Below are 23,656 nucleotides of genomic sequence, written 5' to 3'. Positions count from 1 at the left end.
CATGGCAAAAGTTTTTGAAGGACAGCTAGTGGCGGAAGGATTGAAAATCGGGATTGTGGTAGCCCGATTTAATGAGTTTATTACCAACAAACTGCTGGGCGGAGCAATTGACGGTCTTAAGCGGCATGGCGTTCTCGAGGACGATATTGCAGTCGCTTGGGTGCCGGGCGCCTTTGAGATCCCGCTGGTTGCCAAGAAAATGGCGGAAAGCAAAAAGTATCAGGCTGTGATTTGCCTGGGAACTGTTATCCGGGGCAGTACACCTCATTTTGATTATGTTTGCGCCGAAGTGAGCAAGGGCGTGGCGCAAGTGGGCCTGTCTTCAGGAATTCCCGTCATATTCGGCGTCCTTACCACCGAATCTATTGAGCAGGCAATCGAACGTTCCGGTACGAAAGCGGGCAATAAAGGGTTTGATGCCGCATTATCGGCGATTGAGATGGCTAATTTATTGAATCATCTGTAATTTATTTCCAGGAAATATAGTAGGTGATAGAATGAAAATTGGCGTTATAAGTGATACCCATGGTTGCGCTGAAACCTGGGTTAAGGTAAATGAAAAATTTTTCAGGGATGTTGACTTTATCATCCATGCCGGCGACGTTTTGTATCATGGACCGCGCAACAGCATTCCCGGTGAGTATAACCCGGGGCGGCTGGCCGAGCTTATCAACAGCAGCCCGGTGCCGGTGATTATTGCCTGCGGCAATTGCGACGCCGAAGTTGACGGCATGGTATTAAATGTGCCTGTCCAATCGCCTTACTGCTATATTGTGCCCGGCAGGCAGCGAATCATCGTAAGTCATGGCCATCAATTCACCGGTGACGGGCAATACGGCCTGGCCGAGCGCTATAAAGCTACTCTTTTTATTACTGGCCATACCCATATAGCAAAGCTGGAAAATAAAAACGGGACGGTGTTTCTTAATCCTGGCTCCCCCGGAATGACCAAGCGCGAAGACGGCAAGGGAACAATCGCCATCATCACCGATACCGCAGTCGAAGTATTGGATGCTGCAACCGGGGAAGTCTTGCTTGCTGAAAAACTTGAGGGTTAAGTAATCAGATTTCCCGATCAATTGACGGTTTGCTTCTGATCAACATACTGTCTCTACAGAATAGAAGATGATTAACGGAGGATCTATGGACGATCATATTATAACAGCAACCGCTCCAGGCTTTAGGGCATTTGCCGCGGTAACGACAAAGCTGGCTGAGGAAGCCCGCCGGCGGCATCAGTGCTACCCGGTGGCCGCCGCTGCTTTGGGGAGAACAATGACGGCGGCGCTGTTAATGGCGGCAACATTCAAAACAGCGGAGACAATTACAATCAAAATTGCCGGCCAAGGACCATTGGGTGAAATTGTGGCTGATGCCACTGCTGACGGTACAGTCAGGGGCTATGTACACCAGCCCCTGATTGATCTGCCGCTCAAGGACGGCAAGCTGGATGTTGGCGGCGCAGTGGGTGAGGGAGCTATTTATGTTACGCGCTTTACCGGCTTAAAACAGCCGTTTACCGGCAGTGCGCCCCTGGTTAGCGGGGAAATAGCGGAAGATGTAACCAACTATCTGCTGGTTTCCGAGCAAACGCCCTCCAGTGTCGGCTTGGGGGTTTTAGTAAGCCCTGAGCTTCATGTGCTGGCGGCAGGCGGTTTTCTTATTCAGGCTTTGCCTGATGCCGCTGATGATGCCATTGGCCTGCTGGAGAAGAATTTGGCGGTTTTGGCTCCTGTTTCACAAATGGCGGCGGACGGGGCAGCCGAAATGATCACACAGGTTTTCCGGGGCATGCCGGTTACTTTTTATGAAAAAAAGCCACTGGCTTTTCAATGCCAGTGTTCTGTAGAAAAAATAACCAAAGTGCTGATTAGTTTAGGCGCAGCGGAATTAACGGAAATGATTGAGGAAGGTCAGGCTGAAGTTGTCTGCCATTTTTGCAATGAAAAGTATCAGTTCAGCCGCCCGAAGCTGCAAGAAATACTGCAGGATATTCAATCAAAAAAGCCGCAGGGCACTTGAATGCGTTGCAGCGGCTGAAACAGAAAATAAAGGACTTGGCGCCGGCCAGTCCTTTTATTTTATCTGCAGTATTTACTTAAATTGCGCGTTGAACTTTACCGGAACGCAGGCAACGGGTACAAACATTAATTCTTTTGATTTCGCCGTTCACGAGTGCTCGAACACGTTGTATATTTGGTTTCCAAGTGCGCTTGGTTTTTAAATGGGAGTGGCTGACATTGAAGCCGCTAACTTCACCTTTAGCGCAGATTTCACAAACATTTGCCATCTATTCCACCTCCTTTTAACGAAGGACAAGACATCCTTATACATAACATGAATATTTTAGCACAATTCACCTGTGGTTGCAATCTTTTTATCAGGAGATTTAAAGATTTTTATCCGGGGCAGGATTTTGATTTTGCCATAAAGAATAAATCGATAGTGTCCGGGGGCGTTAAGAGGTGACAGCGTTGAAAAAAATGCCATACAAAGGGCTTCAATATTTAAAAGGAGTGGGACCGGCCAAAACGGCCCAGCTGGCCAGGCTCGGTATTTGTACCGAGCAGGATTTGTTGGAGTATTATCCCCGCCGTTATGAAGACCGCAGCCGTCTGCAGCCAATCAGCGGGCTTGTTGACGGAACTGTCGGAACGGTATGCGGCATGATTGCCGATGTGCAAGAACGAAAGCCCCGCCGGGGATTGTCCATCACCAAGGCTGTCGTGCGGGATGTCTCCGGCGATGCGAAAATTGTCTGGTTTAATCAGCCGTTTATCAAAACCAAAATAAGCAGTGGAATACAAGTCATAGTTACTGGAAAGATAAAACGTCAGTTTGGACAAATCGAATTTACGAATCCGGAATATGAAATTTTTGATGGCAATGATCTGATCAATACCGGCCGGATTGTACCTGTCTATACCGCCAACGATTTCATCAGTCAAAAATTACTGCGCAATTTAATCAGTCAGGTGCTTACCGCCGGCGTTGACAGTGAATTGGAAACCTTACCGCCAAGCATTATCCAAGAGTATCAATTGCTGTCCAGAGGAGAGGCCCTGGCTAATATCCATTTTCCTATGGATCACGAACTGCTGCGCAAGGCCAGGCGCCGGCTGGTGTTTGAGGAATTATACACCATTCAGTGCGGTTTGGCTTTTCTAAAAAAGCGCAATAAGCAAGCCGGGCAGGGCATAAAATATGCGCCTGACGGCGAGCTGGTTCAAGCTGTTGAAGCAAGTCTGCCTTTTGCGTTGACTGACGATCAGACCCGGGCGGTGGCGGAAATTAAGGCGGATATGGAAGATTTAACGGCGATGCAGCGGCTTTTGCAAGGTGATGTTGGTTCCGGAAAAACTGTGGTAGCCGCAATTGTCATGGTGAAAGCCGTGGAAAACGGTTATCAGTGTGCAATGATGGTCCCCACCGAAATACTGGCGGAGCAGCATTATCATACCCTGGGTAACCTGCTGGCCCCGCACGGGATTAAAATCTGCCTGCTGAGCGGCCGCTTGTCCCGGGCGGGCAGGGATATATTATTACCGCAAATCAATACCGGTAACATCGACATTGTGATTGGCACCCATGCGCTCATTCAGGATGAGGTGAACTTTAAGCGGCTGGGGCTGGTGGTCACTGACGAACAACACCGGTTTGGGGTCAAACAGCGTTCCAAACTGCAGGAGAAGGGGTGTTCGCCCGATGTACTGGTGATGACGGCGACGCCAATTCCCCGCACGATGGCGCTCACCGTATATGGAGATTTGGATGTTTCTACGATCCGGCAGCTGCCGCCGGGCCGCAAGCCAATCAGGACCTTTTTGCGCGGAGCTCAGCAACGGTCTAAAATTTTTGCTTTTATTGTCAGTGAAGTGGCCAAAGGGCGTCAGGCCTATATTGTCTGCCCATTGATTGAGGATTCGGATAAAGTTGAATCGCAATCAGCGACTGAACTTTATGAAACGCTTACCGCCACTGTATTTAAAAATATTTCCTGTGGTTTGGTGCATGGAAGACTGAAAGCCGCGGATAAAGACGAAGTAATGACTGCTTTTTACCGTGGTGAAATAAAAGTGCTGGTTGCAACAACGGTGATTGAAGTAGGGGTTAATGTTCCCAACGCGACAATTATGGTTATTGAAGGCGCGGACCGGTTTGGACTGGCGCAATTGCATCAGCTCAGAGGCCGCATTGGCCGGGGCGGTCATCAGGCCTACTGCATTTTAATTTCGGAAAGTAAAAATAATGAAACAAAACAGCGGCTGAAAATTATGGAAAAGACCACCGACGGCTTTATTCTGGCGGAAGAAGATTTAAAACTGCGCGGACCGGGTCATTTTTTTGGCACGAAACAGCATGGTCTGCCGGATTTGAAAATTGCCGATATTGTCCGGGATGTCGATATTCTGCTGGAGGCCCGCAAAGCCGCCCTGCAAACGGTGGCAGCGCCGGAGTATTCCGGTTATCTGCAAACCTTATTTAAGCTCCGCTTTGGTGCGGATTTTATGGAAGTGTTAAAAAGCTAAAAAAAAGAGGGCGGCTAATGCCGCCAATTATGGGAGAGGAGAAAATTTACACTCCTATTTTGCACGTTATTGCAAAATAATATACAGGAATAAGGAAAATTTTAAATTATTATTTTTTTATTGTTACGCACACACTAGTAAAAAATAGTGGGGGCGGCGACATGAAAAATCGATATTGTGACAGACAACTGCGGGGTATTGCCGATGAATGTCAGGAGTTTGAGCATGTCATAGCAGCAATGGGTTATGGTTATTCATTGCTGAATGTTGCACCGGGAGAATTGGTGCGGCGCTGCAGTGACTGTGTTCACTGGTTTGACGGAGATTGTAAAATCTTCCAGCAGGAAATCAGGCAATGGCATTAACGTTAAGAGTACTGGGCAGTAAACGTTTGCTCCAGTGCTCTTGTTATTGTTTTACCGTGTCGAAATTAGGATGATTAGAAGTGTTGTAATCATTACCAGGGGAGAAAATAACATGCACAAGATTTGGGGCTGGGGAGTAATCGCAGCAGTTGCCGGCTTGCTATATTTATGGCATCCGGAGTTTTTCCGGCAATCCTATGCCATTCTCCGGCATGGCGATATTATTGCCTTGGCGGACTATTTACGCGCTTTTGGCATTTGGGGGATTGCCGTTGCGATTGGCCTGTTTATCGTGATGACCTTTACGATCGTTTTTCCCTTTATGATTTTGTCCGGGGCGGCGGGAATTGTTTACGGTTTATTCTGGGGTACTGTCCTTTCTTGGTTAGGCGAAGTGATTGGCGCAGTAGTCATGTTTGTTTTTGCCCGTTATTTTTTTCGCAGTTCAGTAGAGGGCTGGCTGGAAAAAAGCAGGTATCTCAAGCAGGCTAACGATTACAGCGCCGCCAACGGCTTCAAGGCTTTACTGATCGCCCGGCTGCTGCCGCTGGCGCCGTCCGGAATCATCACAGCGGTTGCCGCAATCAGTAAAATCTCCTGGCGCGATTTTCTGCTGGCCACAGTGGCCGGCAAACTGCCGCCGGTGGTAATTAAAGTGCTGGTGGGACATGATATTGTATTTGCCGGTCAAAATATGCTGCGCTTAATTGTTGTACTGGTTTTTATCGTCCTTGTCTATACGGCTTTGTGGTGGTATAAACGACGGTCCGGTAAAATCAGCGGAGTCTGAGAACCGGCTGCAGCAAAAAGCAGGCTGCCTACGCGGCAGCCTGCTTTTTGCATATGTTAAGGTAAAATGACCTGGGTCAATGTCCTCAGATTGCTCCAGACGCGGAAGCTGCCCAGCAATGTAAACAAAGTTGCGCTTGGAAAAGCGGGTCCGACAATAGTAATACTGCTTAACGTTAATACCGGCGGATTGGTTGTGGTGGCGGCGCTGATTACCGAAACGCAGTCGTCAACCCAGCCTAGGATACCAAAAATCGACCAGCCTCCCAAGGTAGTAATGCCTATATTTTGGCTTTGCAGGTCACAGAGCTCATCGAGCAGTTCCCGTTGCGGGCGAGTGGCTATCGGTTGACTGGCGATCTGGGTCGTCCGCTGGAGGTTTACAGCGGCAAGCGTGCTGATGGGAGCTAAGGGCGAGGTTTGGAAAGGACCTTCTACGACATGCGCGATGTTGCAAACGTCAATCAGGATTTGGCTTACGCCAATCGCGGTGGTTAAATTGGAGTTAGGCGGCCGGAACTGTACAAGCGTGACGCCGGTTATTCCTATGGGCGGGCTCACGCAGATGACGCAATCGTCGATTCGCCCGCTTCGGCCAAATACGGCTGAACCATCAACCAGTAAGAATAAAGCATTGCGATCACAGAGTGATTCGATTTCGCAAACGAACTTTTTATTGCACAAATGAGGTAACGGTGTATTACTCATAACAATAATTAACCTCCTTAAAGCTAATTAAAATGTCTATATCTACTATAGGTTATGAGCCAACGAAGAAATGTGTTCCTTATCGGTGGGAATATTTCAGCGGTAAAAAGGTGAATGATGCCCCGGTTTGCGCCAACAGCCGGGAACGGACGGATGGTGAAAATTCGTTGTTCATTAGAGGAAAACCGGCAGGGTTAGTCGAAGTTAACACCGAAAGATAAAGATGAAACGAGAGGGGATAGTTAGGTGCCAATTGTACAAATTGATATGCTTGAAGGCCGGACTGTTGATCAGCGCCGCGAACTGGTAAAAAAGGTGACTGAAGCAATTACCGAATCAGTAAGCTGCCCGGCCAGTGCGGTTACGATTATCATCCGGGAAATGACCAAGGAACATTTAGGGCAGGCCGGTAAATTACGCGCCGACAGCTGAAATCTGGATTTCTGATCAACCCATTCCAAGGTGAGGAGTGGGTTGGTTTCGTTTATTGCCGGGGTTGCCAAAGAGCGGCGCTATCCTCAGGATAATGCAGTTAAGGCTGGTCTGCTTTACATAATGATATTTAATCACTGCTGACACCACTATAGCGATCTTGACGATGCTTGTCTTTTCCGTTAACATATATAAAATACGCCGAGTTTCAGGAAAGAAAGCGGGGAAACCAGTATCTGGGGTGAAATCATGGCAACATGGCGGGGATTATCCTTTGTCCCTAACCCGTCAGCTAACCTCGCAGGCACAAAGCGGTATATATCGAGTTTCCTGACGGGCACGGAACGCAGGCGGTAGCTGAGGATACGGATTAAATAAATGAAGGAAACAGCTTAAGGAAACTTAAGCTGTTTCGTTGTATTAACTCCGGTGAAATAATCCTGGTACCGTGTCAGCAGGTGAATGAGACGGAACGCTACCGGGCAGCGGCGAATCACTGCAAATGATAAAAAAAACAAAAACGCTGGATTCGGTCACTTTATTTGTGGTATTATAGTTGAAATACCTGTTTGCACTCTTAACGAAAGGGGTAAGTTGAATGTTTGAAGCCAAGTTTGAAAAAGAAGGGTTGACTTTTGACGATGTATTGCTGGTTCCGGCAAAGTCTGAAGTACTGCCAAGAGAAGTTGAGGTTAGCAGCAATCTTACGAAAAACATTAAGTTGAATATTCCAATCATCAGTTCCGGCATGGACACGGTGACAGAAGCTCGTATGGCAATTGCCATGGCCAGGGAGGGCGGACTTGGTGTTATACATAAGAATATGTCGATTGAGCGTCAGGCCAATGAAATTGATAAAGTAAAGCGGTCTGAGAACGGAATTATTGTAGATCCGATCTACTTATCACCTGAGAATTTATTGCAGGATGCTTATGATCTCATGGAAAAATATCATATTTCCGGCGTTCCAGTTACTGACAATCAAAAGTTGGTGGGTATCATCACCAATCGCGATCTGCGCTTTGAAACCGATTTATCCCGAAAAATTAAGGAATGCATGACCCGGGAGCGGCTGATTACGGCGCCGGTGGGAACCTCAGTCGAAGCTGCCAAGGAGTTATTGCGCCAGCACCGGATTGAAAAGCTGCCCTTGCTGGATGAACAAGGCCGGCTTAAAGGGCTTATTACCATAAAGGATATTGAGAAAGCGCAAAAATATCCCCATTCAGCCAAAGACTCACGGGGACGGCTGCTGGTCGCTGCAGCCATTGGCATTGGCGCTGACATGGCTGACCGGATTGATGCCACTGTTGCCGCTAAGGTCGACGTTATTGTGGTAGACACCGCGCACGGACATTCCCGGGGCGTAATTGAGGCGGTAAAACATATTAAGAAGAAATATCCCCAGGTAGATTTGATTGCCGGTAATGTTGCAACCGCCGATGCTACCCGCGATCTTATTGAAGCCGGCGCCGACGCGGTAAAAGTGGGAATAGGACCGGGCTCTATCTGTACAACAAGGGTAATTGCCGGCATTGGCGTTCCTCAGATTACCGCAGTATATGACTGCGCCGCCGCTGCCCGGCGCTATCAGGTCCCGGTAATTGCCGACGGCGGCATTAAATATTCCGGTGACGTTGTTAAGGCTATTGCGGCCGGCGCTGGCATCGTTATGATTGGCAACCTGTTTGCCGGTACCGAAGAGAGTCCCGGTGAGACGATTATCTATCAGGGCCGCAGTTATAAAGCCTACCGGGGGATGGGATCCCTTGCCGCCATGGCTGAAGGCAGCAAAGACCGCTATTTCCAGGAAAATATGGACAAGCTGGTTCCGGAGGGAATTGAAGGGCGGGTGCCTTATAAAGGCACGCTGGCGGATACTGTTTTCCAGCTCATCGGCGGCTTAAGATCGGGTATGGGTTACTGCGGCGTCCGCAACATTGATGAGTTGATTAATAATACCCGCTTCATCAGAATTACCAGCGCCAGTTTAAAGGAAAGCCATCCCCACGATATCAGCATTACCAAAGAATCACCTAATTACAGTCTATAAAAGTAACGGAACACCGCCGCTGTTGACCAAGCCGGCGGTGTTTAGTGCTTTGCACTTGTTTGACCTGGGTATAACTTGAGCTAACTGTGCGTAAAGTATGTCCTGTTTTGCAATACTAACTAACAGAGGGAGTGTGGAATAAAATGCGCCGATTGTTGTGGATCATTCTTATTGTCATTTTTTTTATTTCTTCTTTTCCAAAGGTTAGTTATGCGTTTCTGGGATTACCGCAAACCAGCAATTTGGACAGCCTGCAATTAGTAGCTGCAACCCAGGTGTTTGATAGCAATGGTCAGCTGCTGTCTAAATTATTTGAACAAAACCGTATTGTCGTATCGATTAACCGTATGTCGCCGTATATAGCGCAAGCTGTTGTAGCCAATGAGGATACCAGATTCTACAGTCATATCGGCATTGACCCTATTGGCATCATCAGGGCGTTATGGGTGAATATCCGGACCGGAGGAATCACTGAGGGCGGCAGCACAATTACCCAGCAATTAGCCCGGGAAATGTTTCTGACCCAGGAGCGGACCTTAACCCGTAAAATCAAAGAGGCGTTGTTAGCCATCATTATTGAACGGAAATTCTCTAAGCAGGAAATTCTTCAGGCCTATTTGAACCAGGTTTATTTCGGCGAAGGCGCTTATGGCGTGGAAGCGGCGGCCCAGGTTTATTTCGGCAAGCATGCCAGTGAGCTTACCCTGGCTCAAAGCGCAATGATTGCCGGGCTGGCGAGGGGGCCTAATATTTATTCGCCGTATGCTGATATGAAAGCTGCGCTTAACCGGCGGAGTGTGGTTCTGGCCGGTATGGTAAAGGAAGGTTACGTTACGCAGGCTTCGGCTGAGTCCGCCGGGGCGGAGCCGCTGGTTCTAGCAGGCAAAAAAACACGGGTTGTACAGGCCTCCTACTTTATTGATTACATCGCCAATGAACTGGTTGGACGTTATGGTGCAAACCGGGTGTATAAAGGCGGATTAAAGGTATATACAACCATTGACGTGAACATTCAACAGGCGGCTGAGGCTGCTTTAGGCGAGTATCAGGGCGCCGTACTGGTGCTTGATCCGCGCAATGGGCATATCAAAGCAATGGTCGGCGGGCGCAATTATCAGGAAAGTCAGGTTAACCGGGTCATTGCCGACATTCGTCAGCCAGGCTCGGCTTTTAAGCCCTTTGTCTATGCAACCGCATTAAATCAGGGGTTAACGTCCAATTTCATCATTGTCGATGAGGCAATTAATATTGCCGGCTATGCACCGCAAAACTATGATAAACAGTACCGTGGTCCGATTACCATGAAAAAAGCCTTGCGCTGGTCGGTAAACACGGCTTCGGTCAAGCTGGGACAACAGGTTGATATGGGCGAAGTGCTTAACCTGGCCAGATCGATGGGGCTAAGCACAATAACGCCGGAGGATGACAACCTGGCTGCGGCCTTGGGCGGATTAACCCAGGGCGTGAGCCTGCTTGAACTGACCACCGCCTATACTGCCTTTGCCAATCAGGGGGTTTTGTCCAAACCCGTTGCCATTCTGAGAGTGCTGGATGAAAACAATCAGGTGCTGGAAGAAGCCCGGATGAACCAACAATCGGTTCTGCAGCCGGAAATTGCTTATATCATGACCGATATGCTGACCGGAGTGCTTGATAACGGAACCGGTACTGCAGCCAATATCGGCCGGCCGGCCGCCGGCAAGACCGGAACCACCGATAATTATGAAACCGCCTGGTTTATCGGCTATACACCGGAATTAGTGGCCGGAATTTATGTCGGTAACGATGACCGTACGCCTGTCAATATTTCCGGCAGTCAGGTCGCGGCCTTCTGGGGAAAAATGATGAGCAAGGCTCTGGCTGACAGTACACCGCAGTCTTTTGCCGTGCCGCCCAATGTAATCACCGGTGTGCCTATTTGTACCGATTCAGGCAAGCTGGCCGGCTCAAACTGCCCTGAGACGGAATACAGCGCTTTTGTCAGGGGGACGGAACCTACAGATACCGACCGGCGGAGAAGATCCGAATCGCAACGGGAGCAGTCCACGGAAAACCAACAACAGCAACAGCAAAGACGCCCGTGGTGGAAACTCAAATTACCGCGATTGCCCAGCTTTTGAGAATATGATACAATATCCTTATCTCATATTGTTATAATTTGGCTGTCAAGGAGTATTAAGATTGGTGAAAAGACGAATACCTGTATTAGATATTATGATAGATGCGGTGACTATGGCGGAAGCTGTCAAAATTGTTGAAAATTTTATTGCTGAACAAAGAACCCGCTTTGTCGCAACTGCCAATGCGGAAATGGTGATGATGGCGCAGACTGACCCCGTACTGGCCGGTATTCTGAATCGCGCCGATTTGGTAATACCCGATGGCGCCGGTGTTGTCTGGGCCGCCCGTTATCATCAATATGCCATGCCGGAGCGTGTTGCCGGTTATGATCTGGTCCAGCAGCTGCTGGCTAAATCAGCGCGCAGCGGATACCGGGTTTATTTTTTTGGCGGAGCGCCCGGCGTGGCCGAGCAAGCCAGGACCTGGGCTGAAGCGCGTTATCCCGGAGTAAACGTTGTTGGGGTAAGAGACGGGTATTTCACTGCTCAAGATGAGCCTGAAATTATCAATACTATAAAATTATGTAAACCTGATATTTTACTTGCCGGACTGGGAGTTCCCAAGCAGGAAAAGTGGCTGACCAAGCATCTCAATGAGCTGAACGTTCCTGTTGCAATTGGCGTTGGGGGGACTTTTGACGTGATGGCGGGCGTGGTGATCAGAGCTCCGCTATGGATGCAGAAAGCCAATTTAGAGTGGCTGTACCGGCTGCTGTCGCAGCCGCAGCGGGCATTGCGGATGCTGGCTTTACCGCGCTTTATGTTAAAAGTAGCAGTCGCCAAAAAAGATTAGACAAAGGAAACTAGGTATATTATAATAATTTGGGAAAAATATAGCTGGAGTTGTATTTTATTGATACTAGCGGTTGTAGCAGTCATTGTGCTCATAGGAGGTGGATAAATGGTTAAAACGCCTATTGTCAAAGAAGGTTATTTATATATTGCCCTGCTTGCTGTTATAACTGTCGTAGTCGGTTTGGCCTTTCATCCGTACTGGAGTATAATTCCGGGTGTTCTCATGGGTTTTGTCAGTTTCTTTTTTCGCAATCCGAACAGAGCAATACCTTTTGATGACGTTTTAGTGGTCTCGCCTGCCGATGGCAAGGTAATGGGTGTAACCGAGGTTGATGATGAGGAGTTTGTGAATGAACCTTGCAATAAAGTCACTATTTTTTTGTCGGTGTTCGATGTTCATGTAAACCGCAGCCCGATCGCCGGCGAAATTAAATTCCAACAATACACCTGCGGACGTTTTAAGCCGGCTTATAAAGAGTCGGCAGGCTGTGAAAACGAACGCCATTCCATTGGTATTGAAAACGACAATATGCGTATTTTGGTTACGCAAATCGCCGGTCTGATCGCCCGGCGCATTGTATCCTGGGTCACACTGGGCAGTGTGCTGAAACAAGGTGAACGTTACGGATTGATCAAATTCGGTTCCTGCACCGAACTTGTCATGCCCCGGAACATTGAAGTTCTTGTGAAAAAAGGGGATAAAGTGAAAGGCGGCGAAACAATCATCGGGAGGCTAATTAAGTGAGAAATTTTATTCCAAATTCATTGACAGCCCTGAATCTTGTTTTAGGTATGTTTTCAATTATCTGTACGTTTAACGGCGAGTTTTACTATGCCTCGTTGTTTGTTGTTGCGGCCATGGTGGCCGATGGCCTGGATGGCCGGGTCGCCCGCTATTTCAAGGTTAGCAGTGATTTTGGCCGGGAACTGGATTCACTGTGTGATTTGGTATCTTTTGGGGTTGCGCCGGCAATACTGGCCTACTCATTTTTATTAAAAGATTTCGGCAAGACCGGTTACATTATTGCTGCGATTTTCGCAACCTGCGGGGCATTGCGCCTGGCCCGCTTCAATGTCAACACCAGTGTGGTCAAAGGCTACTTCATGGGGCTTCCCATACCGGCGGCCGGGTGTGTTTTAGCTACTTTTATTATGCTTGGCATCAAACCGGCCGGGTGGATTTTTCCGGTGATGGTTGTGATATTCGCCTACTTAATGGTTAGTACGGTCAAGTACCCTGATTTTAAGGGCAAGGGCGAAAAAATCCGCTTGATTCCCGCAGTGATCGCGCTGATCACCGGCGGTTATATATTGTTCAACAGTTATGAGGCAATCTTATTTGCACCATTTTTTATGTATGCGATTTTTGGCATACTAAATACGGTTTTTGGTTTGTTTGATTCAGGTTCCACCGCCTGAAGGTGATGGCCTCGTCTAGAATATATTTCTGGGAATTATAATATATTATAATTGTTGGATATCACTATAACTATAACAATGTCGAAGTTTAAATCACAACAGTTCTTGTTTTAGGTTGTGGGTACCAAAACAGGATTTTAAAGGAGCAAAATCCATGAACTATGTTTTTGACTACATAATGATTCCGATGCAGCTGATTATTATATTCTTTACGCTGTACTACTTCATTATCGCTTTTTTCGGAATCTGGCGTAGAAAAGAAACGAAAATCCTTACGCCAAAGAATAATTTTGCGGTAATTGTGGCTGCTCATAATGAAGAGCAAGTCATTGGGCAGTTGGTTGAAAACTTGCAGGTTTTACGCTATCCCAGAGAAATGTATGATATTTTTGTCATTGCGGATAACTGTAAGGATCGCACGGCGGAAGTCGCCAAAAATGCCGGTGCTACAGTATTTGAACGGTTTAATCTGGAAAAACGCGGCAAAGGTTATGCCATGGAATGGATGTTCGCCAAACTATTTAAGCTAAAACGTAAATATGATGCAGTGGTTATTTTTGATGCCGATAACCTTGTTCATCCTGATTTTCTGTTGGAAATGAATAATAAGCTGTGCAAGGGCGAAAAAGTAATTCAGGGTTATCTTGATGCCAAAAATCCGCACGATACCTGGATCGCCGGAACTTTTGCAATTTCCTTCTGGATGACCAATCATATTTGGCATTTGGCTAAATCCAATATTGGCCTGTCCAGTGTTCTGGGTGGTACCGGCATGTGTATTTCCACTGGCGTTCTGGAGAAATTCGGCTGGGGAGCCACCTGCCTGACCGAGGATATGGAATTTACCATGAAAGTCCTGTTAAAAGGAATTAGAACGACCTGGGCCCATGACGCCATTGTGTTTGATGAAAAGCCGCTGACTTTCATGCAGTCCTGGAAACAGCGTAAGCGCTGGGCGCAAGGGCATTTTGACATTGCTGCCCGTTATATCCCCCGCATGCTGTATGAGGGAGTAAGGCAGCGTAATATCCGAATTCTGGACGGGGTTCTGCATTTATTGCAGCCGCATTTTCTGATTATGTCCACTACCTTTATTTTGGCCAGTTACATCTATCATATCGTACCGTTTTACACCAACATATTATATGAAGTACTGCCTATTGAAGTATGGCGGATCATCATCGTCGGCCAGTATGTTCTGCCGGTTATCGTATTACTGCTGATCCGGGCAAACTGGCGCTCATGGATCTATTTAATTTTGTATCCGCTGTTTGTATACAGCTGGATTCCTATCACCTTCCTGGGCTTTTTGCACCGGAATGAGCGGGAGTGGAGCCATACCCAGCATACCCGCAGCATGAGCTATGAGGAGATTATTATTCATCATTCCGGTGATTTTGCTAAAAACAGTTTGTTGGGCAAACAGGCGATAAAGTGAGCTGATCGGGGCGGCTCATTTCGGTCGTCCCGGTGCGCGTTATGAACGCGTCTTAGCTGCCGAACATAAACAAATGAGTGGTTTTAAGGTGAGTGCTATACTCATCTTTTTTTACACTTCAAGCGATGAGGTGAATTTCTATGTATGAACTAACGGTCAGCGTCGATTTTGAGGCCGCTCACCGGATTGTCGATTATCCGGGCAAATGCGACCGCCTGCACGGTCATAACTGGCTTGTTGAGGTTACGGTAGCCGGGCAGAAACTCAATGAACTTGGCATGCTGATTGATTTTAAGGAGCTTAAAGCCGAGGTTAATCAGGTAATCAACCAGCTTGATCATATTTATCTTAATGAACTTGAAGCGTTTCAAGTTGAAAATCCGACGGCTGAAAACATTGCCCGGTATATTTATACCGCATTAAGGAAACGGCCGGTATTGGCGCAAAGGGTTAGTGTCCGGAAGGTTAAGGTGTGGGAGTCGCCCAAATCGGCGGTTACTTACCATGAGGACGACCGGTAATGAAAGACGTTGTTGATTTGGTTGAAGTATTCTCTTCCATTCAGGGGGAAGGAAAATATGTCGGCTGCCGGCAATTGTTTGTCCGGCTGGCCGGTTGTAACCTGCAGTGTGATTATTGTGATACACCCCATTCTTATGTAGCGGCGGAGCATTGCCGGATTGAGCAAACAGCCGGCAAACGAGATTTTAGCAATAGCGCCAATCCAGTGAAAGTCACGGCGCTGGCGCTTGCTGTCAACCAGATGCTGCGCCAGCCGCATCATTCCGTCAGCTTGACCGGCGGCGAGCCGTTATGCCAGGCTGAGGCTTTACAGCAGCTGGCCGCGCAAATTAACGGGCGGGTATATCTGGAGACAAACGGCACCTTGCCGCAGGCCTTAAAGCAGGTTTTGCCGTACATTGATATCATCAGTATGGATATAAAATTGCCAAAAACGACAGGCCGGGTCTTATGGCGGGAACACAGCGAGTTTTTGTCGCTGGCCCGCGCCAAAGACGTATTTGTCAAGCTGGTCATTGAAGAAGGCATGGATATCAGGCATTTTGATCAGGCGGTAAAATTAATTGCTGATATCGGCCGGGACATTCTATTGGTTTTGCAGCCGGTATCGCCGTTGAATGGCTGTAAGGCAATTGTCCCGGAGAAGATCATTGAAGTTCATAACAGAGCGCTGCTACGGCTGGAAAATGTTCGTGTAATACCCCAGACCCATAAATTTATTGGGCAACTATAAACAATTTGCGGAGTGATGAATTTGCGTATTTTATTAACAAATGATGACGGTATTGGCGCCCCGGGGATTCAGGCGCTATGGCGAGCTTTGAGCAACATCGGCCAGGTAACCGTGGTGGCGCCGGATGCCGAACGCAGTGCAACCAGCCAGGCCATTACGGTGCATCAGCCGATCAGGGTGGACGAATACTGCATTACCGAACCAAAGCTTTGCGCCTGGCGTGTTGGCGGAACTCCCACCGATTGTGTTAAAATTGCGGTAGAGGAATTGCTGCCGGCAAAACCGGATATCGTGGTATCAGGCATAAATCTTGGTCCCAATCTGGGCACTGATGTGTTATATTCAGGTACAGTAAGCGCCGCTATTGAAGGAGCCTTATATGGAATTCCGGCAATTGCCGTTTCACTGGATACCTGGCAGAACGGCGATTTCAGCATAGCTGCGGGTTTTGCAGCCAAGCTGGCTCAGACGGTAGTGCAAAAAAAGCTGCCGCCAAACACACTGCTGAATGTTAATGTTCCGGCCGTAGCCGCTGATCAGATTAGTGGCGTGGCGGTTACCAAACTGGGGGTGCGTCAGTATGCAAATACTTTTGAACGCCGCCAGGATCCGCGCGGTCGTCAATATTACTGGATGGGCGGACAGATTGTGGAAAATGACAATGACGCCGATACCGATATTGTCGCCATCAAAAACAAGCAGATTTCTGTTACTCCCATCCATTTTGACCTGACCAATTACGGTTTGATGAATATGCTAAGTGACTGGCAGCTAAATTAAATTTGTCATATTGGGTATATTTGGCTGAATTTCGCATAAATTTTCAGTAAAACTCCGGGGAGGGAATTTATGTGGCCAAAGTGACCGGACGAAAACGCTATGGCACACAGCCCCAAAGGGCAGCAGGCATTGCTGTACCTGTTTTTCAGGGACTGGTCGTGAGTTTAGTGGTTTCTGTAATTAGTGTGGTTTTCTTGTCGTTTATCACATTAACTTCTGACAGCACCTTTGTTGAGGCTTATCTAAAATATATTATGGTTGCTGTAACCATGGTCAGTATATTTATCGGCAGCGCTTTTGCAACAAGTAAGGTTGAATCGCGGGCATTGCTGGTCGGGATGGCGGTAGGCTGCATATATGTACTGATTTCAGTGGGGATAGGCCTGGAGATTACCAACGATTCTATCACCTGGCCGGTGTTAGCCAACAAGTTCTTAGCCGGTTTGGCGGCCGGGGCGCTTGGCGGTGTGATTGGCGTTAATTTGTGAGAGAAGCTTTGGCGGCAAAGCTTCTTTTTTTACGTTTTTAAAAAGATGAAATATGTAGTATAATAAAATTGGGTTTTTTTTACTGGATTGTAATTATTGGATAAGGGTGATAAATATGATTAAAATTGCAATTATCGGCGGAACCGGCGTCTATGACCCGAATATTTTAAAAAATATCAGAACTGAAGAGCTTGCTACGCCTTACGGTTCTGTCCGGTTTAACGCCGGGGTGTACGCCGGCAAGGAAGTTGCCTTTTTGCCGCGGCACGGCAGCAAGCATTCCATTCCGCCGCATTTAATTAATTACCGGGCAAATATATGGGCGTTAAAAAAACTGGGGGTCGAGCATATCATTGCCACTACTGCGGTAGGTTCATTGAACATTGCCATGAAGCCCGGCGATTTTGTCCTTGTTGATCAATTCTTGGATTTTACCAAAGGCCGGGTGAGCACCTTTTATGAAGGGGGCGAACGGGGCGTGGTGCATGTAGACCTTACTGCGCCTTATTGTCCGGTTTTGCGCAATACGGTTAGTAAAGCCGCCGGCATTCTTGATCTTTCCATCCATGAACACGGCGTATATGTCTGCACGGAAGGGCCGCGCTTTGAGACTCCGGCTGAAATAAAGATGTTTGCCCGCCTGGGCGGTGATCTGGTCGGGATGACAAATGTACCTGAAGCTGTTCTGGCCAGGGAGGCGGAAATTTGTTATTCCACAGTGTCGATGGTCACGAACTATGCGGCCGGCATTTCCGAGCAGGCCCTGACCCACGGTGAGGTGCTCGAAACAATGGCTGCGAATGCCGAGCATATCAAAAAGCTGATCATGAAGTCCATCGAGCTTATTGACCTTAGCCCCGCAGACTGCGGCTGCGCCAAGGCACTGGCCGAGTATGGCGGGTTTAAACTTTAAGAAGAGGTGAACTTATGCATTCAATGACCTGGGATAAAAATTGCCTGACCTTGTTAAATCAAACAAAACTGCCGGGCCGGGTTGAATATATCAGGTGCAGTGATTATCAGACTGTGGCTGAAGCAATTAGACGCCTGGAGGTAAGGGGCGCTCCGGCTATCGGCGCTGCGGCCGCCTATGGCCTGGTAATCGGCGCCCGTCAGCTGGCCGAGGGATCAGGCGATTTTTGGTCTGGCCTTATGAAGATTGTCCAGGAACTTAAAGCGACAAGGCCGACGGCGGTAAACCTGTTCTGGGCTTTGGACCGGATGGCGGGGGTAGCCGGTCGCTATCGGCAGTCTGATGTTCAGACGCTGCTGGCAGCGCTTGAGCAGGAAGCCATTGCGATTGCCCAGGAGGACCGGACGGTAAACAGCCGGATAGCAGCCAACGGCGCAGCATTGTTTGATCAGCCGCTGGCCGTATTAACGCACTGCAATGCCGGCGCTCTGGCTACCGTAGGCTTTGGCACTGCGCTGGGCGTTATCCGTCAAGCCTGGGCGGATGGAAATATCACCCGGGTTTTTGCCGATGAAACCAGGCCGCTACTACAGGGAGCTCGCTTAACGGCCTGGGAACTGATGCAGGAACAAATTCCGGTAACTTTAATTACCGACAGTATGGCCGGCTGGGTAATGAAACAGCGTAAAATCCAGGCGGTCATTGTGGGGGCCGACCGGGTTACCCTAAACGGTGATGTCGCCAATAAGATTGGTACCTACAGTGTGGCCGTACTGGCGAAAGAACATGGCATTCCTTTCTACGTGGCGGCTCCGGCATCCACTTTTGATTTTACGATGCACAGCGGTGACGCTATACCGATAGAGGAGCGCCAGGCCGATGAAATCACAACCATCGGCGGCGTCCGAATTGCCCCGGCTGAAGTCGAGGTTTTTAACCCGGCCTTTGACGTTACCCCCCACGCGCTGGTATCGGCGCTGATTACAGAGTATGGCGTGCTAAGAGCGCCTTATGCGCCAGCGATAACAAAAATACAGCAACAACTGAGAGGAGAGCAGTGATGAAATCCATGATAAGGGATATTGGTCTGGCCGGGCAGGGTCACACCAAAATCAACTGGGTGAAAGAATTTATGCCTGTGCTCAATACTTTAAACGCTGAAGTAAGCGCGGCAAAGCCTCTGGCTGGCAAAAACATTGTTATTACCATGCATTTGGAAGCGAAAACTGCTTATTTGGGCATTGTGCTGAAAAATGCCGGCGCTAATGTAGTGGTTACCGGCAGCAACCCGCTGTCGACGCAGGATGACGTAGCCGCAGCCTTAGCGGACCAGGGTGTGACTGTATATGCCTGGTATAATTGTACAGCCGGCGAATATGATAACTTCCTTCATCAGGCCCTGGATTCACAGCCTGATATTATCATTGACGACGGCGGTGATCTGGTTTCCCTGCTGCATGGCGAACGTAGTGAGCTAGCCGGAAAAATTCTCGGTGGCTCGGAGGAAACGACCACCGGTGTGATCAGGCTGAGAGCTTTAGCCGCCGAGCAGAGGCTGAAATTTCCGATGATTGCGGTGAATGACGCCTATTGCAAATATTTGTTTGACAACCGCTATGGAACCGGCCAGTCGACCTGGGACGGTATTATGCGCACAACCAATCTGACGATTGCCGGCAAGACGGTAGTTATTGCCGGTTACGGCTGGTGCGGCAAAGGGGTTGCCCTGCGGGCCAAAGGTTTGGGTGCTAACGTAATTGTAACCGAGATTGATCCTATTAAGGCCATTGAGGCTGTATTTGACGGCTTCAGGGTGATGCCAATGGCCGAAGCCGCTGCTTATGGCGATATTTTTGTTACCCTGACCGGTTGCAAAGATGTCATCCGCGGCGAACATATCAAGCGTATGAAATCCGGCGCGGTTATGGCCAATGCCGGCCATTTTGACGTGGAAATAAATAAGGCGGATCTGGCCGGGCTGGCGGTATCCACCAGAGTGGCCCGCAAGAATATCGAAGAATTTGTCCTCGAAAATGGCAATAAGGTTTATTTACTGGCTGAAGGACGGCTGGTCAATCTGGCGGCCGGCGATGGCCATCCAACGGAGATTATGGATTTATCTTTCGCCCTGCAGGCGCTTTCAGCCATCCATATTGCGCAGCATCATCATCAGCTTGACAATAAGGTTTATACCGTTACCCCCGAGATTAACGCCCGGGTGGCCGAGCTTAAGCTAAAAGCTTTGGACGTAAGGCTTGATGCGCTGACTGCCGAGCAGCAGCACTATTTGAATCAGGCCTGACCGAGGGAGTGAATGACTTGGATTGGGAGAAACAAATAAAAACCCAACTCATCAATTATGGTTGCGCTTTGCTGGATTGCGGTCTAATTGCGGGAACCTGGGGGAACCTGAGCGCCCGTGTTCCAGGCGGCAATTGTATTGCCGTTACCCCCTCCGGCCGGAATTACCGGTCACTGACCTGTGAAGATATTGTGCTTGTGAATATGGAGGCTGCTGTTGTCAGAGGTCGGCTAAAGCCGACCTCTGAGCTTGCTTTGCATTTGGCAATCTATCGTCAGCGGCAGGAGGTCAAGGCCATCATTCATACGCATAGCGTGTTTGCCAGTGCGTTTGCCGTGGCTAGGCGGCCGATTGAGCCAATTGTTGAGGACATTGCCCAGTTGGTTGGCGGCAGCATTGAGGTCGCCGCCTATGCCTTAAACGGTACGGACGAATTAGCGGAAAATGCAGTAAAGGCATTAGGGGGCAAGAATGCCGTGCTGCTGGCTAATCATGGCCTGGTTTGCTGCGGTCGTACGCTCAGTGAAGCCATGCTGACTTGCCAGTTGGTTGAAAAGACAGCCCAGATATTCATTTACGCCAACCAAATTGGAACCGCAGAAGTGTTAAGTGACGGGGATATCGGTGCTATGCACAGGGGTTATGTCGAAGATTATTCTAAACGTCAAGGAGGACAGGCTGATGACTAAGCTTTTAGTAAGAAACATCGAGTATTTGGCTGATCAGGGCGGAGTGCGCCAGGGGGATATTGCGATTGACGGCGCGACTATCGCGCAAATTGGCGCGGTCGGAGCAGACTGGCGGCCGGATCAAACCATTGACGGAACCGGCAAGCTGGCAATACCCGGCTTAATCAATACGCATACCCATGCCGCGATGTCGCTGTTTCGCAGTTATGCCGATGATATGCTGCTGATGGACTGGCTGAAAACCAGGATCTGGCCGGCGGAAGCCAAGCTGACGGCCGGCGATGTGTATTGGGGTTCGCAACTGGCAATTGCTGAAATGATTAAATCAGGCACCACTACGTTTGCCGACATGTATTTCTTTATGTCGGAAGTTGCCAAAGCAGTAACTGAAACGGGGATTAGGGCTGTTTTAGCCAGGGGGATGGCCGGTGTTGCGCCCACCGCTCAGCAGGCATTGGCGGAAAGCGAAGCGCTGTTTGAGGAATTTCATGGCTCGGCGGATGGACGAATTACCGTAATGCTGGGCCCGCATGCGCCTTATACCTGCCCTCCCGATTTTTTGACCAAGGTTGTGGCTCTGGCCCGGAAGCTGGGTGCTGAAATTCATATTCATCTAGCCGAAACCGCCGGTGAAGTCGCCGAATGCCAGACTGCATACGGCAAGTCGCCTATTGCCTTAATGGATGAAGTCGGCTTACTTGACTGCGGCGTGCTGGCAGCTCATTGCGTTCATGTATCGCCGGAAGATATCAGGATAATGAAAAATAAACAGGTCCGGATTGCGCATAATCCGGGCAGTAATATGAAATTGGCCAGCGGCATTGCGCCGGTGCCTCAAATGCTGGAGGCCGGTTTGACGGTGGGACTGGGAACAGACAGCGCCGCCAGCAACAACAATCTGGACATGCTGGAAGAAATCCGACTGACGGCATTGCTGCATAAAATGCACAGCAATGACCCGCTGGCAATTCCGGCCGGGACGGCGGTCGAACTGGCCACAACCGGCGGAGCCGAGGCCATAGGCCTGGGCAAGATAACCGGCAAGCTGGCGCCGGGCTATAAAGCAGATATTGTCTTGCTGGATATGAGCGGCCTGCATTGGTATCCGCGTCATGACCGTTTATCTTTACTGGCTTATTCAGCGGCTGGCAGTGATGTCCATACAGTCATTGTGAATGGCCGGATTGTTTTAGAAAATAAACAGTTAAAGACCATTGATGAAGAACGGCTAATTTACGAAGCAAATACCCGCGGGTTGAGACTTGTCCGCTGATTTTTCCGGAAAAAATCGCAGACAGCAAGGAAACGGCCACCGACATCTAGAATATCAAATGATATTTGATTAAAGTGGCTGTTTTTGTTGTAATTTAGTTAAAACTACCTAGATAAGCAGGAGGGGATCTTATGGTTGAACAGTCCTTGCGGTTACAGGGCTTAAGTTCGGCGGTTTTTTCGCAGGTTGATGAAATGCGCAGAGTCGAACTGTCCAGAGGAAAGGATGTAATAACGCTCAGTATCGGTAGTCCGGATATGGCGCCGGCTCCTCATATTATCCAGGCGCTAACCACTGCCGCCGCAGATGCAGGCAATTATGGCTACACCTTATCCAAAGGCCTGCCGGAGTTTTCGCAGGCCGTTGCCGATTGGTACCGCCAAAAATTTGGCGTATGCCTGGATGCCGCCAGCGAAATTCACTCTCTTATCGGCTCGCAGGAAGGCTTGGCTCACATCAGTCTGTGCCTGACGAATCCGGGCGATATTATTTTGATCCCTGATCCCGGTTATCCAATTTACAGCGCCGGGCCGTTAATGGCTGATGCAAAGCTTTATTCTATGCCCCTGACGGGCGATCATGATTTTCTGCCGGATTTGGCCGCTATTCCTGAGTCTGTACTGGAACAGGCCAAAATAATGATTCTCAATTATCCCAACAATCCGCTGGCAGCCGTGGCAACCAGGGAATTTTTCCGGGAAGTGGTTGATTATGCCAAACGGTACCGGTTTATCGTGTGTCATGATTTTGCTTACAGTGATCTGGTGTTTGACGGTTATAAGCCTGACAGCTTTTTATCCGTGCCTGGCGCTAAAGAGGTCGGCGTAGAATTTAATTCTCTGTCTAAGACCTATAATATGGCTGGCTGCCGAGTTGGCTATATTGTTGGCAACGCTGCGGTAATTGAGCTGCTGGGACGGCTGAAATCAAATTTTGATTATGGCATATTTGCCCCGTTGCAGCAAGCGGCAATTGCCGCCCTTACCGGCCCGCAGCAGTGTGTGGCTGATACCGCCGCCACTTATCAGCGGCGGCGGGATATTATCATTGAAGGGTTAAAGGATATCGGCTGGCGCATTGATAAACCCAAGGCCAGCATGTACATATGGGCGCCGGTGCCCACCCGGCAGTCTTCTATAGAATTTGCCGCCGATTTATTACGGCAGGCCGGTATTGCTGCCATACCGGGCGTGGCATTTGGCCGGTTTGGTGAAGGCTTTATCAGATTTGCGCTGGTGCAGCCGGAACCTCGCTTAATAGAGGCTGTCAACCGGATAAAACACTGGTTAGGGTAATTGGAGGAGAAGC

The 23,656-nt window shown here is 48.9% G+C and carries 25 protein-coding genes and 1 riboswitch; of the genes, 23 read left to right on the top strand and 2 right to left on the bottom strand.

The genetic code is table 11. From position 1 onward, the window contains the following. Position 1: 1 nt before the first annotated feature. From ribH to hslO, 3 genes are all read left to right on the top strand, one after another. A complete protein-coding gene (gene ribH, locus BLR06_RS02675; protein ID WP_092068011.1) occupies positions 2-466 on the top strand; it encodes a 6,7-dimethyl-8-ribityllumazine synthase in 465 nt (154 codons plus the stop codon). Between the two features lie 31 nt (positions 467-497). Next, on the top strand, positions 498-1,058 hold the full coding sequence (gene yfcE / locus BLR06_RS02670; RefSeq protein ID WP_092068009.1) for a phosphodiesterase: 561 nt from the start codon (positions 498-500) through the stop codon (positions 1,056-1,058). A gap of 85 nt (positions 1,059-1,143) precedes the next feature. Beyond that, a complete protein-coding gene (gene hslO, locus BLR06_RS02665) occupies positions 1,144-2,022 on the top strand; it encodes an Hsp33 family molecular chaperone HslO (RefSeq protein WP_092068007.1) in 879 nt (292 codons plus the stop codon). A 76-nt stretch (positions 2,023-2,098) separates the two neighbouring features. Here hslO and rpmB read toward each other — a convergent pair whose 3' ends face one another. Further along, complete coding sequence (gene rpmB, locus BLR06_RS02660; protein WP_092068005.1) at positions 2,099-2,290, bottom strand: 50S ribosomal protein L28; 192 nt, start codon at positions 2,288-2,290, stop codon at positions 2,099-2,101. Positions 2,291-2,483: 193 nt separating this feature from the next. Between rpmB and recG the strand changes: the two genes are divergently transcribed. The 3 genes from recG to BLR06_RS02645 all read left to right on the top strand — a co-directional run bounded on the left by recG (position 2,484) and on the right by BLR06_RS02645 (position 5,684). After that, positions 2,484-4,529 carry an ATP-dependent DNA helicase RecG gene (recG, locus tag BLR06_RS02655; RefSeq protein WP_092069794.1) on the top strand — a complete coding sequence of 682 codons (2,046 nt, stop codon included), beginning with the start codon at positions 2,484-2,486 and terminating at the stop codon, positions 4,527-4,529. A 161-nt stretch (positions 4,530-4,690) separates the two neighbouring features. After that, positions 4,691-4,894, top strand: a complete 204-nt coding sequence (locus tag BLR06_RS02650) for a hypothetical protein (RefSeq protein WP_092068003.1) — start codon at positions 4,691-4,693, stop codon at positions 4,892-4,894. Positions 4,895-5,006: 112 nt separating this feature from the next. Then, positions 5,007-5,684 (top strand): TVP38/TMEM64 family protein, encoded by a 678-nt coding sequence (locus BLR06_RS02645; RefSeq protein ID WP_092068001.1) that lies wholly within the window; start codon positions 5,007-5,009, stop codon positions 5,682-5,684. Between the two features lie 56 nt (positions 5,685-5,740). On the opposite strand, the gene BLR06_RS02640 is transcribed toward BLR06_RS02645, so the two are convergent. Next, complete coding sequence (locus BLR06_RS02640) at positions 5,741-6,391, bottom strand: hypothetical protein (protein WP_092067999.1); 651 nt, start codon at positions 6,389-6,391, stop codon at positions 5,741-5,743. Between the two features lie 246 nt (positions 6,392-6,637). On the opposite strand from BLR06_RS02640, the gene BLR06_RS02635 reads away from it, so the two are divergent. The 17 genes from BLR06_RS02635 (at position 6,638) to BLR06_RS02555 (ending at position 23,643) form a co-directional block, all read left to right on the top strand. Further along, on the top strand, positions 6,638-6,823 hold the full coding sequence (locus BLR06_RS02635; protein ID WP_092067997.1) for a 2-hydroxymuconate tautomerase: 186 nt from the start codon (positions 6,638-6,640) through the stop codon (positions 6,821-6,823). A 189-nt stretch (positions 6,824-7,012) separates the two neighbouring features. Then, positions 7,013-7,145, top strand: a riboswitch (cyclic di-AMP (ydaO/yuaA leader). A gap of 276 nt (positions 7,146-7,421) precedes the next feature. Next, positions 7,422-8,876, top strand: a complete 1,455-nt coding sequence (guaB, locus tag BLR06_RS02630) for an IMP dehydrogenase (RefSeq protein ID WP_092067995.1) — start codon at positions 7,422-7,424, stop codon at positions 8,874-8,876. Positions 8,877-9,019: 143 nt separating this feature from the next. Beyond that, the gene (locus BLR06_RS02625) at positions 9,020-10,996 is read left to right on the top strand and encodes a transglycosylase domain-containing protein (protein ID WP_092067993.1); all 1,977 of its coding nucleotides are present in this window, start codon (positions 9,020-9,022) and stop codon (positions 10,994-10,996) included. 64 nt (positions 10,997-11,060) lie between these two features. Next, positions 11,061-11,789, top strand: coding sequence for a WecB/TagA/CpsF family glycosyltransferase (locus tag BLR06_RS02620; RefSeq protein WP_092069791.1), 729 nt, complete (start codon positions 11,061-11,063; stop codon positions 11,787-11,789). A gap of 108 nt (positions 11,790-11,897) precedes the next feature. After that, on the top strand, positions 11,898-12,536 hold the full coding sequence (locus tag BLR06_RS02615; RefSeq protein ID WP_092067991.1) for a phosphatidylserine decarboxylase family protein: 639 nt from the start codon (positions 11,898-11,900) through the stop codon (positions 12,534-12,536). Beyond that, the gene (pssA, locus tag BLR06_RS02610) at positions 12,533-13,210 is read left to right on the top strand and encodes a CDP-diacylglycerol--serine O-phosphatidyltransferase (RefSeq protein WP_092067989.1); all 678 of its coding nucleotides are present in this window, start codon (positions 12,533-12,535) and stop codon (positions 13,208-13,210) included. Before BLR06_RS02615 ends, pssA begins: the two co-directional genes overlap by 4 nt. A gap of 154 nt (positions 13,211-13,364) precedes the next feature. Then, the gene (locus tag BLR06_RS02605; RefSeq protein WP_092067987.1) at positions 13,365-14,648 is read left to right on the top strand and encodes a glycosyltransferase family 2 protein; all 1,284 of its coding nucleotides are present in this window, start codon (positions 13,365-13,367) and stop codon (positions 14,646-14,648) included. 140 nt (positions 14,649-14,788) lie between these two features. Then, complete coding sequence (gene queD, locus BLR06_RS02600; RefSeq protein WP_092067985.1) at positions 14,789-15,169, top strand: 6-carboxytetrahydropterin synthase QueD; 381 nt, start codon at positions 14,789-14,791, stop codon at positions 15,167-15,169. Then, positions 15,169-15,903, top strand: a complete 735-nt coding sequence (locus BLR06_RS02595) for a 7-carboxy-7-deazaguanine synthase QueE (RefSeq protein ID WP_092067983.1) — start codon at positions 15,169-15,171, stop codon at positions 15,901-15,903. The genes queD and BLR06_RS02595 overlap by 1 nt, the downstream gene beginning before the upstream one ends. A gap of 21 nt (positions 15,904-15,924) precedes the next feature. Next, a complete protein-coding gene (surE, locus tag BLR06_RS02590; protein WP_092067981.1) occupies positions 15,925-16,683 on the top strand; it encodes a 5'/3'-nucleotidase SurE in 759 nt (252 codons plus the stop codon). 71 nt (positions 16,684-16,754) lie between these two features. Continuing rightward, the gene (locus tag BLR06_RS02585) at positions 16,755-17,171 is read left to right on the top strand and encodes a TIGR04086 family membrane protein (RefSeq protein WP_092067979.1); all 417 of its coding nucleotides are present in this window, start codon (positions 16,755-16,757) and stop codon (positions 17,169-17,171) included. Between the two features lie 115 nt (positions 17,172-17,286). Next, complete coding sequence (gene mtnP, locus BLR06_RS02580; protein WP_092067978.1) at positions 17,287-18,084, top strand: S-methyl-5'-thioadenosine phosphorylase; 798 nt, start codon at positions 17,287-17,289, stop codon at positions 18,082-18,084. A gap of 14 nt (positions 18,085-18,098) precedes the next feature. Further along, entirely contained in the window at positions 18,099-19,145 is a 1,047-nt protein-coding gene (mtnA, locus tag BLR06_RS02575; RefSeq protein WP_092067976.1) for an S-methyl-5-thioribose-1-phosphate isomerase, read from the top strand. Then, positions 19,145-20,386 carry an adenosylhomocysteinase gene (locus BLR06_RS02570; RefSeq protein ID WP_092067974.1) on the top strand — a complete coding sequence of 414 codons (1,242 nt, stop codon included), beginning with the start codon at positions 19,145-19,147 and terminating at the stop codon, positions 20,384-20,386. The genes mtnA and BLR06_RS02570 overlap by 1 nt, the downstream gene beginning before the upstream one ends. Before the next feature lie 17 nt (positions 20,387-20,403). After that, entirely contained in the window at positions 20,404-21,075 is a 672-nt protein-coding gene (locus BLR06_RS02565) for a class II aldolase/adducin family protein (protein ID WP_092067972.1), read from the top strand. Continuing rightward, complete coding sequence (locus BLR06_RS02560; protein ID WP_092067970.1) at positions 21,068-22,348, top strand: amidohydrolase; 1,281 nt, start codon at positions 21,068-21,070, stop codon at positions 22,346-22,348. The genes BLR06_RS02565 and BLR06_RS02560 overlap by 8 nt, the downstream gene beginning before the upstream one ends. Positions 22,349-22,479: 131 nt before the next feature. Continuing rightward, complete coding sequence (locus BLR06_RS02555) at positions 22,480-23,643, top strand: aminotransferase class I/II-fold pyridoxal phosphate-dependent enzyme (protein ID WP_092067968.1); 1,164 nt, start codon at positions 22,480-22,482, stop codon at positions 23,641-23,643. Positions 23,644-23,656 lie beyond the last annotated feature (13 nt).

The organism is Dendrosporobacter quercicolus, from assembly GCF_900104455.1.
Classification (GTDB): Bacteria; Bacillota; Negativicutes; order DSM-1736; family Dendrosporobacteraceae; genus Dendrosporobacter; species Dendrosporobacter quercicolus.
The sequence above is the reverse complement of the archived record's forward strand: the minus strand, read 5'-3'. Positions and strand labels throughout refer to the sequence as shown.

Bases quoted from the DNA above. Each gene is read 5' to 3' on its own strand.
- ribH (WP_092068011.1), top strand. From the start codon at position 2: ATGGCAAAAGTTTTTGAAGGACAGCTAGTGGCGGAAGGATTGAAAATC.
- BLR06_RS02645 (WP_092068001.1), top strand. From the start codon at position 5,007: ATGCACAAGATTTGGGGCTGGGGAGTAATCGCAGCAGTTGCCGGCTTG.
- BLR06_RS02570 (WP_092067974.1), top strand. From the start codon at position 19,145: ATGAAATCCATGATAAGGGATATTGGTCTGGCCGGGCAGGGTCACACC.
- mtnP (WP_092067978.1), top strand. From the start codon at position 17,287: ATGATTAAAATTGCAATTATCGGCGGAACCGGCGTCTATGACCCGAAT.
- BLR06_RS02605 (WP_092067987.1), top strand. From the start codon at position 13,365: ATGAACTATGTTTTTGACTACATAATGATTCCGATGCAGCTGATTATT.
- BLR06_RS02595 (WP_092067983.1), top strand. From the start codon at position 15,169: ATGAAAGACGTTGTTGATTTGGTTGAAGTATTCTCTTCCATTCAGGGG.
- recG (WP_092069794.1), top strand. From the start codon at position 2,484: ATGCCATACAAAGGGCTTCAATATTTAAAAGGAGTGGGACCGGCCAAA.
- queD (WP_092067985.1), top strand. From the start codon at position 14,789: ATGTATGAACTAACGGTCAGCGTCGATTTTGAGGCCGCTCACCGGATT.
- mtnA (WP_092067976.1), top strand. From the start codon at position 18,099: ATGCATTCAATGACCTGGGATAAAAATTGCCTGACCTTGTTAAATCAA.
- guaB (WP_092067995.1), top strand. From the start codon at position 7,422: ATGTTTGAAGCCAAGTTTGAAAAAGAAGGGTTGACTTTTGACGATGTA.
- BLR06_RS02560 (WP_092067970.1), top strand. From the start codon at position 21,068: ATGACTAAGCTTTTAGTAAGAAACATCGAGTATTTGGCTGATCAGGGC.
- BLR06_RS02640 (WP_092067999.1), bottom strand. From the start codon at position 6,391: ATGAGTAATACACCGTTACCTCATTTGTGCAATAAAAAGTTCGTTTGC.
- rpmB (WP_092068005.1), bottom strand. From the start codon at position 2,290: ATGGCAAATGTTTGTGAAATCTGCGCTAAAGGTGAAGTTAGCGGCTTC.
- hslO (WP_092068007.1), top strand. From the start codon at position 1,144: ATGGACGATCATATTATAACAGCAACCGCTCCAGGCTTTAGGGCATTT.
- BLR06_RS02650 (WP_092068003.1), top strand. From the start codon at position 4,691: ATGAAAAATCGATATTGTGACAGACAACTGCGGGGTATTGCCGATGAA.
- BLR06_RS02555 (WP_092067968.1), top strand. From the start codon at position 22,480: ATGGTTGAACAGTCCTTGCGGTTACAGGGCTTAAGTTCGGCGGTTTTT.
- yfcE (WP_092068009.1), top strand. From the start codon at position 498: ATGAAAATTGGCGTTATAAGTGATACCCATGGTTGCGCTGAAACCTGG.
- BLR06_RS02625 (WP_092067993.1), top strand. From the start codon at position 9,020: ATGCGCCGATTGTTGTGGATCATTCTTATTGTCATTTTTTTTATTTCT.
- BLR06_RS02615 (WP_092067991.1), top strand. From the start codon at position 11,898: ATGGTTAAAACGCCTATTGTCAAAGAAGGTTATTTATATATTGCCCTG.